Genomic DNA, 22473 nt, shown 5'->3' with positions numbered 1-22473 from the left:
GGATCACCTCCCCCGCCGGTACCCTTCCTGGGCCGCCAGCAGATCCAGGAGCACGGTGGCGAGGTCATCCTGTTCCGGCGGCACGCCGGCGCTCCCCGTGGGGGAAAGGCGGGTCTTCAGGTACTGGGAGCAGGCAAGGCAGATATCAACCCGGTGAGGGCCTTCGCCCGTGGTGAAATGAGTGAGTTGTTCCGGGTCGTCGTTGCCGCAGAAGGGGCAGTTTGGCTGGTTGTAGGTCCAGCGGCTGAAACAGGTGGAGCAGGAAAGGTGGCGCTCCCCCTCATCCCCCACCAGTTCGGCCATGGCGGCGGGGGAACCGCAGACCGGGCAGAAGTGCTTGTTCCAGCCGGCATAGAGCCCAGGGTCGACCCCTTCGGCCACCTGCTCAAGGGCAACCCTCAGGGGAGTGTGGAAGGCAAATTCCACGAGCCCCGGGTCGATGCGGACCGCCAGGGCCGTTTCGAGAATCACCCTCCGCTCGTGGGCCAAGACACCCCGCAGAAGCGCCAGCAGGTCGGCCTCTCCTTCCGCAAGTGCGGCCCGGAGACGCTCCAGGCTCTCGCCGCCGTCATTCCCCATCCGCTGCATCACGTCAATCACCGTGCCGATGAACGCCAGCGCCTTCTCGCGGTCAACGGCAATGGCATCGAAGGAGATGAGAGGGACCCCGTCACGCAAGCGGTCGGCCGCAGGGCTCTCCGGCAGAGTGACCGTCAGGCCGGTCTCCCCCTCCTTCCCCTCGATGGCGGCATACAACTCGCTGAAGATGGCGAGCACCTCGGTGTACTCGGGATTCTCGCGGCACAGCGTATCGACAAAGGCCTTCTTTTCGGCGGCTCGTGGCATGGCGGATGGTTTTCCTTTCAGGAGAGAATCACAGCGTTGCCCTCCACTATTACCTTTCTTTGCCGTTTACCGCAACCTTCCGGAGGACAAAACCGTCACTGGGCCGGTCCACGGTGCCAGTTCAACTATCGGAACGCGCCGAATGGGATGCATCAGTGCAGCAGTTATTAAGCGTGAACCTGATTGCTGTTGATCCGCGCCTATGGTACAAATCAGTTGGCTTGTTTTAATCCAGCCCTCCATCTCCATGCGATCAGCCAGAATCGCCCGATGATATGGGAATCCCCCTGGGCTGGCAGGAATGTTCCATTTGGGTAGATCACCGGTTCACGCGCGCACGCGCGTGAACCGGTGAATAAGAAGTTGTCCAAATATTCAGAGCAAGGAATACTGATGGCATCTAAACATAAGACTCCCTCTCATCTCGCACATATCGTCAAAAACGAATTAAAGAAGCGTAAACTCCTTGCCCCACCTCTAGTTGTGCTTACAGAGTTATTTCAAACTCTGTATTTTGCCAGCCTGAAGACGGAAGAATCACAGCCTATTAATTGTTACATTGTTTACATCAATCCAGAAAATCCAGACCCGAAACCACCGGAACGAATCGTTAAAGATAGGTGGAGTTTTATCCCCTTGGGGCAGAGGGTAGCGTTCTCTGTTTCTTCTCTAGTCAAAATTGCCAAGGCGTCAGATCCTCGTACATCTTCATTTGCTGTTTATCACGATCATAACAACAAATTATTCATCTGGGGGCTTTTAGACCAAGGTAACAGGTACTTTGATTATTTAAATTTTGATGCGGAGAGTGGTCCTGAACGACCAGGACTTTTTCAGGCAAGCATATTAGGGATTGGGCATCTCGCTGCGTACAAGGGCTATGACAGAATAGCTGAGCTGAATGTGGAGTCAATAATAACTGAGGCTCACGACGTGCTTCGTTATGGCCCGATTAGAAAACATTTTCAACCTGCGGTAACAAAATTCATGGAAAAAGTCAGAGAAGAGTTAGGGCCTGAGTACTACGACGATATATCTGGCTGGCGTGCCTCTTTTGAATCAGATTGGGTAGCTACACTATGCAGAATACTCCTGCGTATGCGTGGTTTTCACCATGGTGGTGCATTGTTAATGACGCCAGACACCATTTATGATGGACTGAACATAAAGTACAACTTACAGTACGATAGACTTAGAACTGCACTTGTCCACAGAGCAGTTCACCAGATACAAAAGGATGTAGCAGAATCTGAGATAATTGACATACTGGATGATCCTGAAGCCGAAACTATGCCGTTGGTTCTTCATCTAGATGAAAGTATTTCAAGTGACGAGTTGAATGATAGTAACAGCGAAATAGATGGGGCAATCTGGTTTGTATCTTTGCTGTCAAGGGTTGACGGGTTGGTGCTATTAAATTTTGATCTGGAAGTTAAAGCTTTTGGTGTCGAAATCCTTGGCTCTTTAGCAGAATCTGTGGTGACACAGGGGTTCTGGCAAGTCGCCAAGTGTGTGATATAGCGCCACTTGCAGGCACTTGATGGTTCGGAAACCGTACGCTTTTCTGATAGTCAGTTTTGCTTTGAGGTTCAGACCCTCTACCGCGCCGCTGGAAAGTCGGCCTTTTGCCTTGAACCAGTTGAGAATCATCGGTTTGTGGTTGCGTAACATCCTGGCAACCTTCTTCATCGGTTCCAGGTCAGTTTGCATTGTCCTGATGACCCAGTCGTCGAGGAACTTGCCAGCAAAGTCAGACCGCTGGTAGTCCCAGAACTGCTGAAAGTCCTCGCGCAGCAGATATGCCTTGATTGATGAGAGGTTGAGCTTGAGCAAATCTCCCAATCGTGACGTCTGCTTCTCGGACAGATTTTCCGGCCGTTTCAGCAGCAACCAACGGCCCTTTTCCAGGACGTTCTCCTGCTTGGCGGCCTTGAACTCCTTGGCTTCGGTGCGCCGAACCTCGTCAATCGCTTCGTTAAACTTCCGCATGATGTGGAAGCGGTCGAGGATGTTCACGGCATTGGGTGCCCGCTTGGCGATAACCTTGAGATACGGTGCCCACATGTCGCTGCAGACATACTTGAGCTTGGCGCTGCGTTCTTTGCCGAATTCCCGAAAGAAGCGCAGTAGCGTTCTTATCCGACGTTGCGGACCACACCAGAGAAGACGCCTGACGCCGGCATTGAGCTGATAGACCATCGTAAGATACTGATGGCCCTTGAAGACGGCAATTTCATCAACACCGATTTCCGTAACGCCATCAAGGTTTCTGTTTGCCAGGCCGTAATCGACAGCATACTGCACCGCCCGAAAGATGCTGTCCCAACTGGTCTTAAAGATTTCGGCAACTTCCTTCCAGGAGAGTCGCCGAGCCCACCGGGCAAGATAGACCTGGTACGAGATCGTCATTTGCTCTTTGCCATACCCCCAGGGGAGGGATTCAACCTTTACCCCATGGATTGGGCACAGAACCCGACGGGGAGCGTAGCGAAAGAAGACCTTGAACGCCCAGATCGGCACATACTCGAACAGTCGGGCCGGTTGCGTGTCGTATGTCTTGCCTCGCTTGCCACATTCCGGGCATTCGGGCTTGCTGTTGCGACGAGCCTTGATGTCAATGACCAGTGCTTCTGAGCCGCCGACTTTCGCCAGTCGGCAATCTCCGTAAATGAAGGACTTGAAACGCTCGAACTTGTTCAGTACAGTCTTGATAAGCATTGCTTCTCCCGTGTCGGACTTGATCGTTTCTCGCAAAAACAATCTTATCCTTCACGGAGGGGCAATGCCCTTATTTTTTCAGCCAACTACCCACAGATTCTGCGGACGAGGCAAATCCTTCATCAAGCTCCCCCCCAAAGAATTTGTCGTTCAACAACTGCAACAGCCACGCCACAAAGTCTCCGCGTTGAGAACTATGAACGTTTCGGAACCCGGCATCGATCTATGATTCGTTACTGCTTTCAGGTGCCGGGGAGCGTTGGATTTGTTGTTTCCCAAGATGGTGATGTTCGGGTGATGACAAGGGTGGGAGATGATTTAGTCTATTGGGATAGTATTAGGCTGCAGTACGATGAGTTTGTTCGCCAGCGTCGTAGAAAAGAGCGAATCAATAGGAGCCTACTAGCCAAGTCACAACAATTAGAAGCAGAGGGAGCGCAAAAGGCTACGCCTTCAACAAATTCAATCCATGACAACCAAGCGCAACAGCAGTGAACCCGCTGTGCTCTCGACGTTGGACCGAAAGGATAAAAGATGGACTACAAGGACATCATCGATATTGTTTGCGCCTTGGTGACAACCTCGGCGACTGTAATTTTGGCCTTCCTAACATCCAGATATGTAAAACTCACCAATGCTATTGTGGAAGAAAGCAAAAGCTCAAGAGATCCACTTGTTTACGTGGACATTGAACCATCCCATCACTACGTAAAACTTGTGGTTGGAAATGCCGGAATGACAGCAGCTCACGATGTAAAAGTAGATATTCAAGACGAAGTTAAGTGGGAACGATTGAAGCAGCATGTTTTTGGATTTCAGCCTCGTGAAAGGTTACAGAGCGGGATCCCGTATCTGGCCCCTCATAGGGTCTTACAATATGAATTAGGTTTGCCAAAGTGGCAGGAGTTAAAAGAAAAAGATGGAATTTTAAAAATAACAATCAAGTTTAGAAATGACAGAAATGTCCTTACCGAGAAACTGTGCCAAATTAATCTATCCCAGTACTTGGCGATCTCTATGGATTCATTTTCCAATTCAAATAAAGACATAGTCAGGGCAATTAATGACTTAGAGCGTTCATCAAGGCAGAAAGACACTAGCCTTAAGTCAGCGCTACATCATTTTACTCAAAAGAAATGTCCGATGTGTGGGGAGGGGATATCACTATCTGCGAAAAAATGCCCTAAATGTTTGGAGTTCATTGAAGCAGCCGTTCCAGCACAAGAAACGATTGAGCCGTAATATAGGATTGTCCAACACTCGGCGACAGCCGGTCTCCGCTTCGCTCCGCCGCTGCGCCTCATAGCCGTTATAAAAACCAAATAGAGGGAGCATTATGATCGAAATAATAGCTTTTGACGGAGATGACACTCTGTGGCATGAAGCTCCCCTTTTCCAGTCTTCAGTGATGAAATTCCAAGAACTCCTTGCGGGATATCATGACAATGACAAGCTACATGACTTAATCTCTGACAAAGCGGTAAGCAATTTAAAGCATTTCGGATATGGGATAAAGGGATTCACTCTTTCATTGATAGAAACTGCGTTGGATGTCACGGAGGATAGAATCCCGGCTGAGAAAATACGTAACATTTTAGAATTGGGCAAAGAAATGATGAATGCGCCCATTGATCTGTTGGATGGAGCAAAAGAAACCGTCGATCTATTATCGCGGACATACAGACTCATTCTGCTCACCAAAGGGGACCTGTTCCATCAGGAAGCAAAAGTAGCTCGATCGGGGTTAGGCAACTATTTTCATCAACTGGAAATAGTCGCGAAAAAAGACGACCACATCTATGAACGGATATTGAATAAATATGGCATCGCCGGGGATAAATTTATGATGGTTGGTAATTCAGTCCCTTCCGACATCTTGCCTGCGCTCAAGGTCGGCGCATACGCCGCCCATATCCCCTATCATCTTGAATGGGCTCATGAGACAGTTTCGGATGAAAAGCGGCTCGAATTGCAGGAACACCAGAGGTGCTTTCTTCTTGAAACTCTTCACTCGCTTCCCGAAGTCCTGAATCAACTTTCTGAACTTTAATAAACCACACGCGAAAAAGCCGCCCGAACAGGTCAACAGCCGTCGTACTGAAGAATTGGGGACCGGGCAGTAGACCATTCTCATTTCCGGAGATTACACATGAGTACTGACAATCTTGCGCTAAACATCAGAGAGAAGGCGATGGAGGCCGGTTTCGACCACTGCGGGATCGTGAAAATAGATGCCTTAGCGGACTATGTCTCGCGGCTCGAAGAGCGTGCGGCTGCATTTCCCCGATCGAAGCCTTTTTACGACTTCCTTTCCAAGCTCGGGACACCGCAGGCAGCTCACGAGTGGGGAAAGTCGGTCATCGTCTGCGCCATGCGGTACGGGAAGTACCGGATTCCGAACCGGGCGGATAGGCACATCGGCAAGCTCTACCTGTACGGAGGATACAGGCAGCCCGCTTATTCCCAGGAATATGCGGGCATGGCCGGGTTCGAGGCATTTCTCGCTGCGGAAGGGATAAGGTTCGCAAAAGACGTTTTCGGGATCGCCCCGGCGCGGCTTTGCGCAGCACAGGCGAATTTGGGGGTGATCCGGAACAATAACTTCCTCTACACCGAGCACGGCTCGTGGGTGTGGCTGGAAACGTGGCTCATCGACAGGGAACTGGAATACCGGGAGAGCCCGAATACGCTTCCGTCCTGTCCGCCCGGCTGTTCCAAATGCATTGACGCCTGTCCCACCGGTGCGCTGAAGGCGCCGTTTCTGACAGACATGGGTACGTGCATCGCCCGGCTCACCTACAGCCCGTCCGGCGAAGCCCCCGAGCCTCTGCGGGAAAGCATGGGCACCTGGCTGTACGGCTGCGACGAGTGCCAGAATGCATGCCCCATGAACAAGGGAAGATGGGAGGAAAAGGAGGAGTACCCGCGGCTGGAGGAACTGTCACGGCACATTTCCCTCGAGAAGATTGCGGAGATGGACGAACATGCCGTTTCAGACATCCTGTCGCCCATGTTCTGGATCATCGGCAAGGAGAAGCTGTGGATGTGGAAATGCAACGTCATACGGGCCATGGTGAATGGCAAGGATCCCGGACACCACTCCACCATTCGGAAGCTGTGCGATGACGGTAACGAGAACGTACGGCGGACGGCGGAGTGGGCGTGCCGCCAGCTCGGCATCTGACGCCTAAGTAACTGGTCCTCCCAAAACCTACCCCGCCCTCTTCTCAAGCCCCCAGCGGATTCGGATCCGCTGCTCGATGATCCCGAAGAAAAACCGGTCAAGCAGGAGGCCGAACAGAATCGTCACCACCATGATACCCATGACCTGGGCCGCGTCGTTCAGTTCGCGTCCCATGTAGAGCAGGAAACCAAGGCCGATGGTGGATTTGATCAGTTCAGCGGAGACGCCGCCGTGCCACCCCAGGGTCCACCCCAGCTTGAGGCCCGTAACGATGGCAGGAAGCGCCGCGGGAAGGATCACCCGCGCGGGCATTGCGTACCAGGGGGTGCCCAGGGTTTTCGCCGCCCGGAGGTAGAGGGGGGGAATCTGGAGAATGCCGCTCGACGTGGCAAGGGCCATGGCCGGAACAGAGCTCATGATAATTACGAAATAGATCCCCCGCTCGCTCAATCCGTAGATGAGGAGGGAGATCGGAACCCACGCCGCTGTCGGCAGGGTCTGAAGACCGAGGAAGAGCGACTTGAAACAGAGATTGGTTATGGGACTGACCCCCATGACAAGGCCGATGCTCAGCCCGATTGCCGCCGCAAGGGTGAACCCCTTCCCCATCCGCACGAGAGTGGCCTCGACACTGGGAAGCAGATAGCCGTCCGCCCCCAGTTCCCACAACCGCTTTGCCACCTGGACGGGAGAAGGGAACAGGTATTCCGGAATCATGCCGGCTGTGAACAGCAGTTGCCAGAGGGCGAAAATCAGCACGTAGAAGAGCACCACGGCAATGGCTGCCCTTTTGGTCTGCTCACTTTTCATCGGGAGGGTTCTCCAGTTCTTCCATGATCCGGCTGGCGTATTCACCCACTTCCTGATCGTTGATATCCCTCGGCCGCGGCAGGTTCACGCGGATTTCCTTCTGGACCCTGCCGGGCCGCGGCGTGAAAACCAGGACGCGGTCCGCCAGGCACGCGGCCTCCCGCGGATCGTGCGTAACGGAGATGATGGTCTTGCCGGTACGGACCAGGATGTCCTGCAGATCGGCGTACAGCTTTGTCCGGACCAGGGCGTCGAGGGCGGGAAACGGCTCATCGACAAGCAGCACTTTCGGATCGGGGGCCAGGGCCCGGGCCAGCGCCACCCGCTGCTTCATCCCCCCTGAGAGCTCATGGACCAGGGATGTCTCGAATTCCTCCAACCCGATCATCTTGAGCCACGAGCGTGCGGTCTCGCGCTGTTTCCTGAGGCGGAACCGGAATTCCCGTTTGTGCTTCAGGCCGTACATGACGTTCCTGACGACGTTGAGCCACGGGAACAAGGTGTGTTCCTGGAACATCATCAGGCGATCACTGCCCGGCATGGTGACGGGGCTGCCTTCAAAGAGGACTTCTCCGGTGGTGGGCGTTTCGAAACCGGCAATGATATCGAGGAGAGTGGACTTCCCGCAGCCGGAGGGGCCGAAGAATACCACGAACTCCCCTTCCTCGATTTCCAGGTTGGAGGGTGCCAGCGCCTCCACGGCCTGCGTGACACTCTGGAAGGTCTTCGAAACATTCGTAAGCTGCAGCAGCTTCGCCCGCAATGGTTTTGCCGAAACATTTTGCGGCGGTGGCGCTTGCGTTTTCGTTCGGTTACCGAACTCCATCACTCACCTCGGGCAGGTTCTTCTGCCGTAACACCGCATTCAAGGGGTTGAGCTCGTAGATTCCGTCAAGTCGGGGACTTGTCCTGAGAAATTTTATCCTATGGGCGATTTCAGCCAATTTCGCCATGGACGGGGCGATGGGATCCCAGGTAAATTCCACACGACTGAGGGCCCGGCTGATGACCTCGCCTTCCAACTCCTTGCCTGTGTCTTTCTTCAGTTGCCCGTTGAGGAGCCTGGCGGTTGCCACCTTGTCGGCATTCATCCGTTGGGTGAGTTCCACATGGGCCGTCAGCAGCTTTTTCACCAGCTCCTCGTTCTCGGCCAGAAATTTTCTATGCACGACCAGATGGGTGGTCACGTAGCGTCCCTCGGGCCAGAGGCTTTTCTCATCGAGAAAGAGACGGCCCCCACCCTCCAGTTCCAGACGGGAGAGCCACGGCTCGATGGTCCAGGCCCCGTCAATCTGCTTTTTCTTGAACATGGTCAGTTGATCAGGGTTGGAAAGGGGAACCAATGAAACCGTCCCTCCCGTTTCCTTGAGCCTGTACCCCTTGGCTGCGAACCAGGCACGGGCGGCGAGGTCCTGCGTGTTGCCCAGTTGCGGCGTGGCGATGACCTTGCCGTGAAAATCCTTTTCCCCCCCGATTCCCGAATCCTTTCGCACCACCAGCCCTGCTCCGCCACTGGAAGCGCCCGCCACAATGACGAATTTCTCCCCCTTGGACTTTATGTACCCGTTGATCGTCGGACTGGGGCCGATGAACGCGGCATCAAGCGCATCGACGAACAGGGCTTCGATGACCGACGGCCCGGCATTGAAGGGGATCCACTCGATGGGGACGCCCATCATTTTCTCCAGTTCGCCGGTTGCCCGCGCGTAGAGGGCCTGCCCATGGGTAATGTTCGGAAAATACCCCAACCGGAGCCGCTTGGCCCCTGCGTGGGACTGGGACCAGGGCACAAGGAGCAGGCAGAGAAGGAAAGCTCCCCACACCCGGCCCGATTTTATCGCTTTTTCCCATCCAATAGCTCCGGCCACCTGGCGCTCCCGTGAATCGTATTGCGGCGACATTGCCGCGGAAAGGTACCGACGTCAGAGACAGTATAAAGTAATTTCGGGCGATTACCTCATACCGTCCACCGGAAAGGCACAAAAAAGCCTGTCATGTTCAAGGACGGGTTTCCGCACAAGGAAACTGCTCCGCAGCCCTTGTCTTGCTCCCCATGAGGTGTACCCTTGAAGCTGAGAATGGTTCGACTGCCCGGCATTCACGCAGGCGGCTCTTCACGCGCCAAAGGCCAGAGCGCGCAGGGGTGGACCGCAAGGGGGCATACGTCACGCAAGGAGGCTGAGATGATCTTCGAGGGGTTACGCATCCGCGGGGAAGGAAGCCCAATTCCCCCGATCATCGGCGCGCTGCTGGCGCTGGCCATCTGCTGCCACACGCTGGTTTCGCCGGTCGGCGCGGCGGAAGAAGTTTACGAATACCCGTTTGCCGATCCGTACGCCGCCACCGTGATCGGCACGCCAAAGGAACTGCAGGCCGAAGTGCCGCGGAAAATCCCCTTCAGGGAGCCGGAGGTGACAGTATTCGAGGACCGGCCGGTTCCCGATATCCTCTGGTACGACAGGAAGCTGCGCTATTCCATTGCCACCCAGCGCCGGCCGGCACCACTCATCTTCCTCATTGCCGGCATGGGGGCCGGGCACAACGACCCGAAAATACAGTTCCTGCAGCGGGTATTTTTCAAGGCGGGATTCCATGTGGTCTGCCTCCCCTCCGCAACCCACCCGAACTTCATTCCCGCTGCATCGGGGAGCGGTATTCCCGGTTTCCTGATGGAAGACGCCCGGGACCTCTACCGGGCCATGGAGCTGATTACCCGTGATGTCCGTGAAGATGTGACGATCACCGGCTTTGATCTGGCCGGATACAGCCTCGGTGCCGATCACGCCGCGTTTCTGGCCGAACTGGACAATCGGCTCAGCCAGTTCAGGTTCAACAAGGTGCTCCTCATCAATCCGCCGGTGAGCCTCTACCATGCGGCAGGGGTCCTCGACGAGATGATCAAGAAGATTCCGGGAGGGGAGGAGAAATTCCAGGAATTCTTCGACAATGCCTTCAGGGCCTTTACGGCCATTTACCAGTCGAACGAACGGGTCGAATTTACGGGCGATTTCCTCTTCAGGGGCAGAAAGCCCAATGACGAAAACCTGGCAGCCCTGATCGGCCTTTCATTCCGGCTGGCCGTGGCAAACATGGCCTTCACTTCCGATGTCTTCACCAATGCCGGCTACATCAAGCCGAAAAACCTCGAACTCTCCACAACCGACTCCCTGACCGACTATTTCAAGGTGGCGGATCTGGTCAAGTTCCTGGACTATTTCCGGGATCTCCTCGCCCCCTACTACCTGGAACAGATTCCGGGGATGACCGAGCGGCAGCTGATCGAACAACTCAGCCTCAGGAGCATCGAGCAATTCCTGCGCAATTCCCCGTCGGTCTATCTGGTCCATAACGTCGACGATATGCTCCTGGCGCCGGGAGACATCGACTATCTGAAGGACGTGTTCGGCTCCCGCGCCAGGATCTACCCCCGGGGCGGCCACTGCGGCAACATCGACCACCGGGTGAACGTGGCGCACATGCTGGAAATCTTCAGGGGGGAGACAACTGGCGGAAATACGGGCACAACAGCTCCGGATAGTGGCGAAGCTGCCGGCGCGGGGAGAGAGATGAAGCCCGGTGCCGAGCCGGCGGAGCAGACGCAAACCGCGCTTCCGTCCCAGGAAGCCGCTCCTCCACTGAGGGATTCCGGCGGACCGCGCAATGAGGCATTTACCGCACCCCGCCCGGCCGTCATTTCCACAGGAATTTTGAACGGACAGGCAGGGGCGCGAAATCCGAAGCCCTCCGCCACAGGGACGCGGCAAATCATCGCCCCGCGCCGCTCAGAGGCCAAGCCGGGGCTGTCATACGTCATCGACGTGCATGATCCCATCGAACCGGTGAACCGGGCGCTCTACCGCTTTAACGCCATGTTTGACGAGTACCTGTTCCTGCCGGTAACCCGGACCTACGAATTCATCACCCCGGTCTTTCTCCAAGACCGGATCTCCGGCATCTTCGCCAACATCTCGGAGGTCCGCAACCTGACCAATTCGATTCTCCAGTTGCGGCCCAAGACCTCCGCCACGGTCTTTACCCGGTTCCTCATCAACTCGACGCTCGGCATCGGCGGGATGTGGGACCCCGCCACCGATCTGGGCTTTCCGAAGCACGAGGAAGATTTCGGCCAGACGCTGGGGTGGTGGGGATTGAAGCAGGGGCCGTATATCGTGCTGCCGATCTTCGGCCCTTCCAGCCTGCGGGACACGACCGGCCGCGTGGGGGATTCCGCGGCGAGCTATTTCTACCTCTACCAGCCAACGGACATGGACCAGAATATCGGCGCGGGATCAGCCTACACGGGCGTGAACGCCATTGATACGCGGCACAACATCCCGTTCCGGTACTACCAGACCGGCTCCCCCTTCGAGTACGACCTGGTGCGCCTGCTCTACAAGAAGAAACGGGAGCTGGACATAGAGCGATAATCTCGGAACAACGGAATTCAGGCCAAAAAACAAGCCCCCGACGACAAAGTCGGGGGCTTTATTTACCAGTTCGCAGAATCAGCCAGCGAGACAAACCACCACCCCTCCACTCCTCCCCTACCCCAGCAGGAACTCGAAATCCTCCCGGCTGATGCCTCCCCCGTCCCCTGCGGAGTTCTCCTCCAAAAGGGCATGGTAGAGCTTGAGCTTGCGCTTTTTCAGTTCCATCATCTTCTCTTCGATGGTGTGGCGCATGACAAGGCGGGTGATGGTGACCTGGCGTGTCTGGCCGATACGGTGGGCCCGGTCAGAGGCCTGGTTTTCCACTGCGGGGTTCCACCAGGGATCGAGATGGAAGACATAGGTGGCGCGGGTAAGGTTGAGCCCCTTGCCACCGGCCTTCAGGGAGAGGAGGAAGACGGACGGCTCATCGCCCTTCTGGAAGGCGGTGACGAGTCTTTTCCGTTCGGGGACCGGAGTGGAGCCGTCGAGGCGATAGTAGTGAACCCCCCTGCGGGACAGTTCTCCTTCGACGATGTCGAGAAAAGAGGTGAACTGGGAGAAGACGAGAACACTATGCCCCTCGGTAAAGAGTTCTTCCAGCTGCTCCACGAGGAACTCCACCTTGGGGGACGGTTCCCTGGAGTCGGCAATGAGGAGCCGGGGGGAGAGACAGAGCTGGCGCAGCCGCAGGATGGCGGTGAGGGCAATGATACGCGCCTGGCCGGGTGACTTGCCGCGCCACGCTTCGAGCACGGTCTCGCGTACCTCTTCGACGGTGCGGGTATAGAGGGCCTTCTGCCGGGGAGTCAGCTCCAGGTAGATGTCGGTTTCGATCTTGGGGGGAAGCTCGGCGGCGATCATCTGCTTGGAGCGGCGCAGGACAAAGGGGCGGGTGCGCCGGACAAGGGTTTCGAGGAAGGGAGCCGCGGCGTTGCCGGCCTGGCGCCGGAATTCCTCGTAGGAGCCCAGAAGCCCCGGCACGGCCAGGTCCATGACCGAGAAATACTCACCGAGGTGGTTTTCAACCGGGGTGCCGGTGAGGCAGAGGGTGAACGCGCCCCGCAGCCGGCGGCAGGCGCCGGTGGTGTCGGCCTGGATGTTTTTCACGGCCTGGGCCTCGTCGAAGACGATGCAGTGGAAAGGAATCTCCGCCAGGATCCCAATATCACGGGGGATGATGCCATAGCTGGTGAGGACGATGTCGACCCCGGTGAAGTCGGCGCTGCGGCCGGTGCCCCGATAGGTAAGGACGGTGAATGCGGGGTAGAAGCGGGCCAACTCGTTCTCCCAGTTAAAGAGGAGGCTCGGGGGAACGACGATGAGGTGAGGACGCGGCTCCGGCACCCGCGAGGGGAGCGTCCCCTCGTGGAGCGCCGCCAGAAGGCTGATGGCCTGGATGGTCTTGCCGAGCCCCATGTCGTCGGCGAGGCAGGCGCCAAAGCGGTGGGTGTAGAGAAAGGCGAGCCAATGAAAGGCGTCCACCTGGTAGTGACGCAGGGTCGCCTGGAGCCTTTCGGGGAGGGGGGATGAAGGTATCTCTTCGAAGGTGGCGAGGCTGGCGAAGATCCTCTCATCCTCGGGGGAGAGGCGAACCGAGACCCCATGGTGCCGCAGGACGAGCCAGTCGAGGATCTGGAGCCGCGGGATGCGGACCACCTCGGCCTTCCTCCGCTTCTTCACCCCGGCCTCGGGGTAGAGCATGGCCAGGATGCGGGACGATTCCTCGTTGATGAGGAGAAAGGAATCGCCCCGGCGGAAGACGCCGCCGCTGGCCATGGCCTCGGCGATCTCCTGTTCGGTAAGCTCGCCGGTGCCGCAGCGGATCTCGGGGCGGAGCTCGAACCAGTCCAGGGTGGACCGGGTGGCGTCGAGGGTCACATCGAGGGTGACAGCCTCCACCGGGCGGTCCTGGAGCACCAGGTCGAACCCAGCCTCCGCAAGACGGTTGTGAAGTGCGGGAAATTGGCGAAAGAGCGCGTCGCGGTTGACGGTCATGGCGCCGGCAAGGTCCGACGAGCCGAAGATTTCGGCACCGAAGAGCCGGTAGGGGATCTCCAGGAGTTGCGCCTCCACCTTCGGTTCGGCCACGGATATGAGCCAGGCGCCATCGGCCGCCAGGAGCGTCGTTTCGCGGGTTTCGCAGGCCGCGGCAAACGCCGTGATGATCCGCTTCGCCTCGCTCTTCACAGTGCGTTTCAGGAAGTCGTCGCCCGCAAGGGCGTGCCTGATGGTCCGCTCCAGTTCGGCCCTGGTGACGCAGTCAAGGGCTGCGAAGCAACCGGCGATCACCGCGCTACTCCGCTTCTTGGTCCTCAGGGGAACCGATGCCGTGGACCGGCCCCGGCTGGTGAAAAAGCTGAAGGCGCCGGCGGAAAGGGGAATTGCCGCGTCGCCGTAGACCCCCTCGGCCAGCAGCAGGGCGGTGGTGTCGTTCATGTCGGCCACCCGCAGGCGGTAGTTGTGGGTGATCCGTGCTGGTTCGCCCGGTCCGCCGGCACCGTAAAACCGGATGCGTTCGAGGATCGTGGGAAGCCCCTTCTCGGTGACGGTCAGCCCGATGGCGTTGAAGGCATCGGCAGGAAGGGAGATGGTCCGGGAATTGCGCTCGACGGAAACGCCGGTGTCGAGGCTCCATTCGGCGGCCTCGTAGTTGATGGTGTTCCAGAGATCCCACCCCTCGAAGGAGTCGATGACCCGGACAGCACCGGCAGGGATGTCGAAATAGTAACGGTAGGCGGCAAAACAGGTGTCCGGAATGGGATGGCCGTCCTCCAGCCCCTTGCGGGCAATGACCATGCCGCGGACCTGCTCCAGAAGGGTCAGGGTGCCGTGGACCCTCCCCCGATCGAAGCGCAGGGGTATCTCATTGTCATCCTGGCGCAGGGCCATGGGGGCGTCGTCGCCAAAGGCCTCCAGGTAGCGCTCGATGATGAAACCGCTCTCCCGGGGATTGAGGAGGGTCCAGAGGAAATCCCGCACCGTCCGGGGGAGCGCCTGGTCATGGATGGAGACGGGATGCTCCCCGAGCCATATCCGCGCCTGGATGCCGTCGGCGCCCCGCTCCACCACCAGGCGCGGCACGGCCGGCGCGGTCGGTTGCGCGGCCTCAACGCCCGAAAGCCAGCCGCTCACCTCGGCCAGGTAGTCGCTGTCGAGCCGGAGACTGGTAATCGCCTGATGCACCAGCCCCTTTTTCAGTACCGCCAGGGCGGCGATGACGTGGGGGCAGTGGCCGGTGGGGCGCCAGAGCGGGCAGTCGCAGGAGGGGGTGAGGAAGCCTCCGTTCGCCTCCAGGCGCACCTCGTGGTGGCGGCTTCCGTCCATGACTTCGGCAAAGAGGGTGGCACCGTCGGGACTCCAGTCGATTCCCTTCACCCGCTTTTCGATGGCAAGGGCGAGCCCCCGCAGCACGGTGGGCTTGGCGCCCAGGGTATAGATCATTCCCGCCGGCAGGTCCCGCAGGGCATTGAGCACCTTTTCGCCGACGGCAGGTGCCGCGGTCGAACGTATCCGCTCCCTGGCGGCGCCGGGTCGTGCCGGCATCCGTTTTTTTCTTCCCCTCACTCCTCAGTCCCTCGCCATCTCGCTCAAATAATTCCGCGCAGCGGCCCGCCGGGCGCGCCGAGGGCATCGACTCGCCGCTCGATCTCCGGCACATCCAGAAGCGGCGGCGCGTGATGGGGCTTCACCCGGGCGTCGATGACGAGCGCCCCCCCGCATCCCCAGTGCTTGCACCGGACCGACGAGCCGATGCCGTGGATGTCGGCGGCAGGGTTGGAGCGGGTGAAGGTGACCCAGAGGAAATTGTTGAGGGTACGGGAAGTAAAGGCGCTGTCGTCAACGATCACCACCAGGGGGAAGCGGTTGATCGGGTCATCGGGGGCGAAGGAGGCGCAGAAGCGCTCCATGTCCGGTGCGCCGTTGTCCCCGTAGCCGGGGAAGGCCGGACCGGTGACGGCCAGGATGCCGGGAAGACAGACATGGGGGGTGGTGAAACCGTCCGGAAGCCGGAGCCCTCCTGGCACCTCCGTGGGAAGGTCGCGCCGCTTCGGGCCTGCCGCGGCCACGATGACTTTGGACCCTTCGTTGAGGCCGCTCCCCGAGTAGTCGAGGGTGTCGATGGTGGTGCGGGTGTGGAAGTGGAGGTCGCGCCGCCAGTCGGCCCGCTCCAGGATGAAGGTGAGGAACTCGTCGATGTGGTGGATGTCCGGCGGGTTGTCCTCATTGGGGGTGATGAAGAGGTACTTGGCCAGGGAGAGCTGACCGTTCCCCAGGATGGCGCTGGCGATGGTGAGGAGTTCCCGCGGCACCCGCTCGGCCTCGTAGGGGACGTAGCGCTCGCTCCCCACGGCCAGGAGCAGGGGGTGGACGCCGGCGGCGTCCACGGCATGGACCCCCTTCACCCCGGGAAGGACCTCGGGAATGAGGGCGCCGGTCAGCTCGTGGATGAAGGCACCGAAGGTGGTGTCCTCCTGGGGGGGGCGGCCGACGGAGGTGAAGGGCCAGATGGCGTCGTCCCGGTGCCAGACGTTCTCCACCCGCAGAACCGGGAAGGGATGGGCCAGGCTGTAGTACCCCAGGTGATCGCCGAAGGGACCTTCGGGGAGGGTCTTGTTCGGGTCGATGGTGCCGGTGATGACGAAGTCGGCCTCGGCAGGCATGGGGAGTTCCCCCCGTCGGCAGACCATGGCCAGCCGGTGCCCGGCAAGGAGGCCGGCAAAGGAAAGCTCGGGAAGTCCCTCAGGAAGGGGCATGACCGCGGCCACGGTCATGGATGGCGCTCCTCCCACGAAGATATTGACGCGCAGGGGCTCGCCCCGTTCGATGGCCTCGGCGTGGTGGACGCCGATACCCCGGTGGATCTGGTAGTGGACCCCCACTTCTTCGTTCAGGCGGTAATCGTTGCCGGCCAACTGCACCCGGTACATCCCCAGGTTCGAGAAACGGAAGCCGGGGCGCTTGGGGCTCTCGGAGTAGACCTGGGGGAGGGTCACGAAGGGGCCGCCGTCCATGGGCCACGATTTAAGCTGGGGGAGTTCGGCGATGGTGGTGCGGTGGCCGAGAATCGGCCCCCGGGAGACCTGGCGCGGAAGGAGCCGGAGCGCCGCCAGGGGGGCCCCCGCGTATTCCTTGGGATTTTTCAGCACGGCGGTCGGGTTGATCTTCAGCTCCACGAGACGGCGGATGTCGTCCAGGGTGTCCCGGAAGATGAACTTGGTCCGGGCCATGGTGCCGAAGAGGTTGCCAAGCATGGGAAAACGGCACCCCTTGACCCGGGTGAAGAGGAGCGCCGGCCCCCCTGCCTGGTAGACCCGGCGCTGGATGGCACCGATCTCGATGTTCGGGTCGGTCTCCACATCAATACGGACGAGATCGCCGCGTGCTTCCAGGTCAAAGACGCAATCCTGCAGGTTACGATAGCCCATGGTTCCGGGGGCCTCCTTTGTTCAACTCGTCAGAGCAATCGTACGACTTTAAAGCCACACCGCCTTCAAGTCAACCGGGGACTTGCGAAAGGAAATGCGCAACCGTCACAGGGGGGATTCCGCCGAGCTTGCAAACAAAAGGGGACGCCATTCTCGCGGCGTCCCCTTCCCTTCTCCTGTGACAATCTCCTGTTTATGGTCAGGCGTTGAGAAACTCCCGCCCGAAGGGGGACATTTCCCGCAGCCTCCGGACTACCGGCGGCAGTTCCCGGATGATGGTCTCGATATCCTCGTCGGTGTTGAAGCGAGACAGGGAGAAGCGGATGGAGCCGTGGGCGCAGGTGAACGGCACCCCCATGGCGCGAAGCACGTGGGAGGGCTCCAGGGAGCCGGAGGTGCAGGCACTCCCCGACGAAGCGCAGATCCCCTTCTCCGACAGGAGCATCAGGATCGCCTCCCCTTCCACGAACTCGAAGGCGATGGAGAGGGTGTTGGGAAGCCGCTCCGCCTGGCCGCCGTTGATGCGGGACCGGGGTATCAGTTCAAGGAGCGTTGTCTGGAGCCGGTCCCGCATGGCCTTCACGCGGGTGTTCTCGTCCTCCATCCACTGACCGGCCAGTTCGCACGCCTTGCCGAGGGCGATGATGGCGGCGGTGTTCTCGGTGCCGGCCCGACGGTTGTGCTCCTGGTGCCCCCCGACCATGAACGGCCGGAACGGAACTCCCTTGCGGACGTAGAGGACCCCGATCCCCTTGGGCGCGTGGAGCTTGTGCCCCGAAATGGAGAGCATGTCCACGGTGGAGGCGGCCATGTTGATGGGAATCTTTCCCACTGCCTGGACGGCGTCGGTATGGAAGAAGGCGCCCTTCCCCTTCTCCTTGACGATTTTCCCCACCTCCTCGATGGGAAAGACCACGCCGGTTTCGTTGTTGGCCCACATGACCGACACGATGGCCGTGTCCTCGTCAACGGCTGCCCGCAGTTCGTTCAGGTCCAGCCTCCCCTCGCCGTCCACGTTCAGTTCGGTGACCCGGTACCCACGCTTGGAAAGGTTGCGGCAGAGGGTCAGAACCGCCGGGTGCTCCACGCGGGTGGTGATGATGTGGCGCCGCTCCGGATGGACCTCGATGGCCGAGCGGATGGCCGCGTTGTCGCTCTCGGTGCCGCAGGCGGTGAAGACGATCTCCTCGGGGGAAGCCCCCAGAAGGTTCGCCACGCGGTTTCTTGCCTCGTCCACCTTTTTCTGCACCTGGCCGCCGAAGAAGTGCATGGAGCTGGGGTTGCCGTAGAGATCGCAGAAATAGGGACGCATCTCCTCGAAGACAGCCTCGTCCACCTTGGTGGTGGCGTTGTTGTCCATGTAGATCTCTTTCATCCCTCCACCTCCTGGACAACGATGTCGTCAGCCACCAGATCCCGCAGTTTCAACTCCACGAACTTGGCGGTGTTGCCCGACGAGGCGCAGCCGGCGCAGGCCTTGCGGAAAGCGATCTGAACCTCGCTCCCCGAGATGTCCACCAACTCCAGGTCGCCGCCGTCGGCCCACAGAAGCGGGCGGATTTCCTTCTCAAGGGTCTCCTGGATGAGCTGCATCTTGCGGAGGTTGGTGAGCTTTTCTGGCTTTTTCCGCTCCTCGGTGGGCTGGGCCCCGAGCACCTCGCTGATCAGCTCCTTGATTTTCGGGATGCAGCCGCCGCAGGCGCCGCCGGCCTTGGTGAAGTGGGTCACCTGCTCCGCCGTGGTCAGCTTGTTGGCGGCGATGACCTTCTTCAGGAAGGTGTCGGTGAGGCCGAAGCACTTGCAGACGATCTCTCCCGGCTCCACCTCCTCGTGGCCGTGGTCGTGGTGGGTCGGCACCGGACCGCCGCGATACTTGGCGATGGCCACCTCAAGGGCCTCCTGCCCCATGACCGAACAGTGCATCTTCTCCTCGGGAAGCCCGCCGAGGAAATCGGCAATCTCCTGGTTGGTGGTGGCCAGGGCCTCGTCGAGGGTTTTCCCCTTGATGATCTCGGTCAGGGCCGATGACGACGCGATGGCGCTGGCGCAGCCAAAGGTCTGGAACTTGGCGTCGACAATCCGCTCCTTGGCGTCGTCGAGTTTGATATAGAGCTTGAGGGCGTCGCCGCAGGCAAGGCTTCCCACCTCCCCCACTGCGTCCGCATCGGGAATATCGCCAACGTTGCGCGGGTTCAGGAAATGTTCCCGAACCTTTTCAGTATAATCCCACATGGAAAATCCTCCTTGGAGTAACGTTCATCGCTACGCAATACTATAGCAAAATTGTCAGGTATTCAAGACTCCATTCTTCTGCATGTCAAAAAACGAATGGCGCAGTGCCGGAAGGAATATCCTGCCGGAGCGCCATTGCTCTTTTATAAAACAGAAATAACACGGAGAGACGGAGAACACGGAGAACTTCAAAATCGGTAGAAAGCAACAAGGAGTTATTCTTACGACAAATTTTGAAGTCTGCCTTGGCTTTCTCCGTGCGCTCCGTCTCTCCGTGTTATTCCCTGCAGTGCCTCACCCCAGAATGAACGCCTTCCCCGCCGCCATGACCGCAGCCAGTTTCTCCTCGCTGGACGCCTCGCCGTAGAGCCGGACCACCGGCTCGGTCCCCGATTTGCGGAACAGGAGCCAGCTGCCGTCCTCCAGGATGAACTTGCTCCCGTCCACGGTCACCATGTCTTTCACCTTCAGGCCGGCAAACTCCGCCGGGGCCTGCCGCTGCTTGTCGGCATACCCGGCTTCCAGGACCGGCGAGAGGGTAATGTTCTCCCGTTTCGTCAAGAATCTCCCCACCTCGCCGTAGAGTCGCTCCAGCAGGGCCTTCACCGACAGCCCCTCCCGGGCAACCATCTCAGCCACAAGGAAGCAGGCAAGGATGCCGTCCTTCTCCGGCACGTGCCCTTTGATGGAAAGACCGGCGCTCTCCTCGCCGCCGATGATGATGCGGTCCTGGCTGATCAGCTCGCCCACGTACTTGAAGCCCACCGGCGTCTCGATTACCTCGATGCCGTGCTTCTTCGCCACGGCGTCGATCAGGTGCGAAGTGGCCACGCTGCGGGCAACGGCGCCGGTCATCTTCCGGACCCGCACCAGGTAGTCGAAGAGCAGCGCAATGATGTAGTTGGGCTCGATAAAGGAACCGTCAGCATCAACGATGCCGAAGCGGTCAGCGTCGCCGTCGGTGGCAATCCCCAGCTTCACCGCCGGGTCACTTTTTACCAACCCGATGAAGTCCTGAATGTATTTCTCGGAGGGCTCGGGGGGAAAACCACCAAAGTAGGGGTCGGGATGCATATTGAGGGTTTTGATCTTCGCCCCGTGCTTCATGAGGGGCTCGTCCAGATAGCCCCGGGCGGTGCCGTAGAGAACGTTCACGGCGATGGTCCCGAGGGAGGCGATGGCGGTGAAGTCGACCTTCGTCTCAATATCTGCCAGATAGGTCTCCCGCGGGTCGATCTCCTCCACGAGCCCGGCGCGGGCCGCCTCGTCCAGGGCCACTTCCCGGTAGCAGACCTCGCCCAGCATCTCGTTGGCCCGCCGCTCGATGTCCTTGGTGGTCTCGGGGAGAGCGGGGCCGGCCCAAGAGGGAGAAAACTTGATACCGTTGTACTCGGGGGGATTGTGGCTGGCGGTAAAATTGATGGCTCCGGCAGCCTTGCGCCGCAGAATCTCGTGGGAGACCACCGGGGTCGGCGTGTCGCGCTTGCAGACATAGGCCTTGATGCCGGCGCCGGCCAGGACCCGGGCGGTTTCCTTGGCAAAACGCTCCCCCATGAAACGGGTATCGTAGGCGACGATGATCCCCTTCTCCTTCTCGCCGATAGACGTCACGTGATCGGCAATGGCCTGGGTCACTACCTTAACATTCTCGAAGGTGAAATCCTCGCAGAGGATGCCGCGCCAACCCGACGTGCCGAAAGCGATTCGATGCATTGTCCCTCCCTTGGGGAAATGGCTCCGCATGGGGCGGAGACCCGATTTTTCATGCAGTGAAAGCCTAATACATACCCCGTGGCGAGTCAACCCTGCCGAGTCTGAATTCGTACCCCCCGACCTCCCTTTAAACGAGGTCCTCCTTTTACGGTCACAGATATTGGAAAGGTCGGATCGACGGGCCTTTTGAGGCATTGTGCGCCGGGGATTTTACAGTTGACTTTTTTCTTTTGAAATTGCTAGATTGGCTAATAGACAGTTCTAGGGAACAAAACGATTCAGGAGGATTCAGTATGCAGTGTCAAACAGTTCTTCCCGGTACCGAGTGTACCTTCTGGGGAAAGCAGGGTTGCATCTTCACCGGCGGTTCCTGCCAGATTGTGGTTGAAAACTGCGAAGGATGTGAGCGCGTTGTCGACGGGAGCATCGGCAAGGTCTGCAGCGCCTACCCGGCACCCGTCAAGAAGTGGTCCGCGGGCATCTGCAACTTCGCCACCCACGTGAAGGTCGAAATCGCCAGCGAAGAACTGAAGGTGAACCCCCTCAAGGCCTCCAAGAAGGCCTCCGGCGGTGGCGGCAAAAAGAAGTAATCCTTCCACTGCTCTCCAAGAACCGGAAAAGGGAGGACTCGTTCCTCCCTTTTCTTTTTCGAGGCTCCCATGTCCTTCGATCACCTCACCTGCCCCCGTTGCGGAGCAGAGGTCAAGCGCTACCGCAACCCCGTTCCCACCGTCGACATCATCATCGAGACGGCGGGGGGAATCGTGTTGATCGAACGAAAAAACGAGCCCAGGGGATGGGCGCTCCCCGGCGGCTTCGTGGATTACGGAGAAACCCTCGAAGCGGCCGCCATGCGCGAAGCACTGGAGGAGACATCCCTCCACGTGACCAACCTGCGCCTTCTCGGCTGTTACTCTGACCCGGCCAGGGACCCCCGCCAGCACACCATATCCACCGTGTACGTGGCCGAGGCATCGGGCGTTCCCGCCGCAGCCGACGATGCCGCCAACCTCGCGGTCTTTCCCTTAAACGATCTCCCCTCAGAACTCTGCTTCGACCACCGCAGGATTCTCGACGACTATCTCCGCTTCCGCGAACGCTCCTCCGCCTGATC

Annotated in this window: 17 protein-coding genes; 7 read left to right on the top strand and 10 right to left on the bottom strand. The window is 58.9% G+C overall.

What is annotated here, in order from left to right; genetic code table 11:
* Positions 1 to 3 precede the first annotated feature (3 nt).
* The gene (locus tag GMET_RS05020) at positions 4 to 846 is read right to left on the bottom strand and encodes a formate dehydrogenase accessory protein FdhE (protein WP_004513174.1); all 843 of its coding nucleotides are present in this window, start codon (positions 844 to 846) and stop codon (positions 4 to 6) included.
* Between the two features lie 351 nt (positions 847 to 1197).
* Between GMET_RS05020 and GMET_RS18525 the strand changes: the two genes are divergently transcribed.
* A complete protein-coding gene (locus GMET_RS18525) occupies positions 1198 to 2367 on the top strand; it encodes a putative sensor domain DACNV-containing protein (RefSeq protein ID WP_187148465.1) in 1170 nt (389 codons plus the stop codon).
* Here the strand turns inward: GMET_RS18525 and GMET_RS05015 are convergent.
* Complete coding sequence (locus GMET_RS05015; protein WP_004514804.1) at positions 2311 to 3564, bottom strand: ISL3-like element ISGme6 family transposase; 1254 nt, start codon at positions 3562 to 3564, stop codon at positions 2311 to 2313. The genes GMET_RS18525 and GMET_RS05015 overlap by 57 nt on opposite strands.
* A 534-nt stretch (positions 3565 to 4098) precedes the next feature.
* On the opposite strand from GMET_RS05015, the gene GMET_RS05010 reads away from it, so the two are divergent.
* From GMET_RS05010 to GMET_RS05000, 3 genes are all read left to right on the top strand, one after another.
* Positions 4099 to 4806 carry a zinc ribbon domain-containing protein gene (locus GMET_RS05010; RefSeq protein ID WP_004514694.1) on the top strand — a complete coding sequence of 236 codons (708 nt, stop codon included), beginning with the start codon at positions 4099 to 4101 and terminating at the stop codon, positions 4804 to 4806.
* 94 nt (positions 4807 to 4900) lie between these two features.
* Entirely contained in the window at positions 4901 to 5614 is a 714-nt protein-coding gene (locus GMET_RS05005) for an HAD family hydrolase (protein WP_004514693.1), read from the top strand.
* 99 nt (positions 5615 to 5713) lie between these two features.
* A complete protein-coding gene (locus GMET_RS05000; RefSeq protein WP_004514692.1) occupies positions 5714 to 6748 on the top strand; it encodes an epoxyqueuosine reductase in 1035 nt (344 codons plus the stop codon).
* A 27-nt stretch (positions 6749 to 6775) separates the two neighbouring features.
* Here the strand turns inward: GMET_RS05000 and GMET_RS04995 are convergent, their stop codons facing one another.
* The 3 genes from GMET_RS04995 to GMET_RS04985 are packed head-to-tail and all read right to left on the bottom strand — an operon-like array spanning position 6776 to position 9426.
* Positions 6776 to 7558: an ABC transporter permease gene (locus GMET_RS04995; RefSeq protein WP_004514691.1), complete on the bottom strand. Its 783-nt coding sequence runs from the start codon at positions 7556 to 7558 to the stop codon at positions 6776 to 6778.
* Positions 7548 to 8321, bottom strand: a complete 774-nt coding sequence (locus tag GMET_RS04990) for an ABC transporter ATP-binding protein (RefSeq protein WP_238378978.1) — start codon at positions 8319 to 8321, stop codon at positions 7548 to 7550. The genes GMET_RS04995 and GMET_RS04990 overlap by 11 nt, the downstream gene beginning before the upstream one ends.
* Before the next feature lie 49 nt (positions 8322 to 8370).
* Complete coding sequence (locus GMET_RS04985) at positions 8371 to 9426, bottom strand: ABC transporter substrate-binding protein (protein ID WP_011365758.1); 1056 nt, start codon at positions 9424 to 9426, stop codon at positions 8371 to 8373.
* Positions 9427 to 9741: 315 nt separating this feature from the next.
* Between GMET_RS04985 and GMET_RS04980 the strand changes: the two genes are divergently transcribed.
* A complete protein-coding gene (locus GMET_RS04980; RefSeq protein WP_004514688.1) occupies positions 9742 to 11985 on the top strand; it encodes an MlaA family lipoprotein in 2244 nt (747 codons plus the stop codon).
* A 117-nt stretch (positions 11986 to 12102) separates the two neighbouring features.
* On the opposite strand, the gene GMET_RS04975 is transcribed toward GMET_RS04980, so the two are convergent.
* From GMET_RS04975 to GMET_RS04955, 5 genes are all read right to left on the bottom strand, one after another.
* On the bottom strand, positions 12103 to 15531 hold the full coding sequence (locus tag GMET_RS04975; RefSeq protein WP_011365757.1) for a DEAD/DEAH box helicase: 3429 nt from the start codon (positions 15529 to 15531) through the stop codon (positions 12103 to 12105).
* A 44-nt stretch (positions 15532 to 15575) separates the two neighbouring features.
* Positions 15576 to 17414 carry a UbiD family decarboxylase gene (locus tag GMET_RS04970; RefSeq protein ID WP_004514686.1) on the bottom strand — a complete coding sequence of 613 codons (1839 nt, stop codon included), beginning with the start codon at positions 17412 to 17414 and terminating at the stop codon, positions 15576 to 15578.
* Between the two features lie 199 nt (positions 17415 to 17613).
* Positions 17614 to 18789, bottom strand: coding sequence for a cysteine desulfurase NifS (gene nifS, locus GMET_RS04965; RefSeq protein ID WP_011365756.1), 1176 nt, complete (start codon positions 18787 to 18789; stop codon positions 17614 to 17616).
* On the bottom strand, positions 18786 to 19646 hold the full coding sequence (gene nifU, locus GMET_RS04960; protein ID WP_011365755.1) for a Fe-S cluster assembly protein NifU: 861 nt from the start codon (positions 19644 to 19646) through the stop codon (positions 18786 to 18788). Before nifU ends, nifS begins: the two co-directional genes overlap by 4 nt.
* A 294-nt stretch (positions 19647 to 19940) precedes the next feature.
* A complete protein-coding gene (locus GMET_RS04955; protein ID WP_004514385.1) occupies positions 19941 to 21359 on the bottom strand; it encodes a phosphoglucomutase/phosphomannomutase family protein in 1419 nt (472 codons plus the stop codon).
* A gap of 293 nt (positions 21360 to 21652) precedes the next feature.
* Here GMET_RS04955 and GMET_RS04950 point away from each other — a divergent pair, with 293 nt between their 5' ends.
* Both GMET_RS04950 and GMET_RS04945 read left to right on the top strand, forming a co-directional pair.
* Positions 21653 to 21949 carry a PxxKW family cysteine-rich protein gene (locus GMET_RS04950; protein ID WP_004514384.1) on the top strand — a complete coding sequence of 99 codons (297 nt, stop codon included), beginning with the start codon at positions 21653 to 21655 and terminating at the stop codon, positions 21947 to 21949.
* A 69-nt stretch (positions 21950 to 22018) separates the two neighbouring features.
* A complete protein-coding gene (locus GMET_RS04945) occupies positions 22019 to 22471 on the top strand; it encodes an NUDIX domain-containing protein (RefSeq protein ID WP_004514383.1) in 453 nt (150 codons plus the stop codon).
* Positions 22472 to 22473: the final 2 nt, after the last annotated feature.

It is taken from the genome of Geobacter metallireducens GS-15 (genome assembly GCF_000012925.1).
GTDB lineage: Bacteria > Desulfobacterota > Desulfuromonadia > Geobacterales > Geobacteraceae > Geobacter > Geobacter metallireducens.
This window is presented reverse-complemented; position numbering and strand designations above follow the sequence as displayed.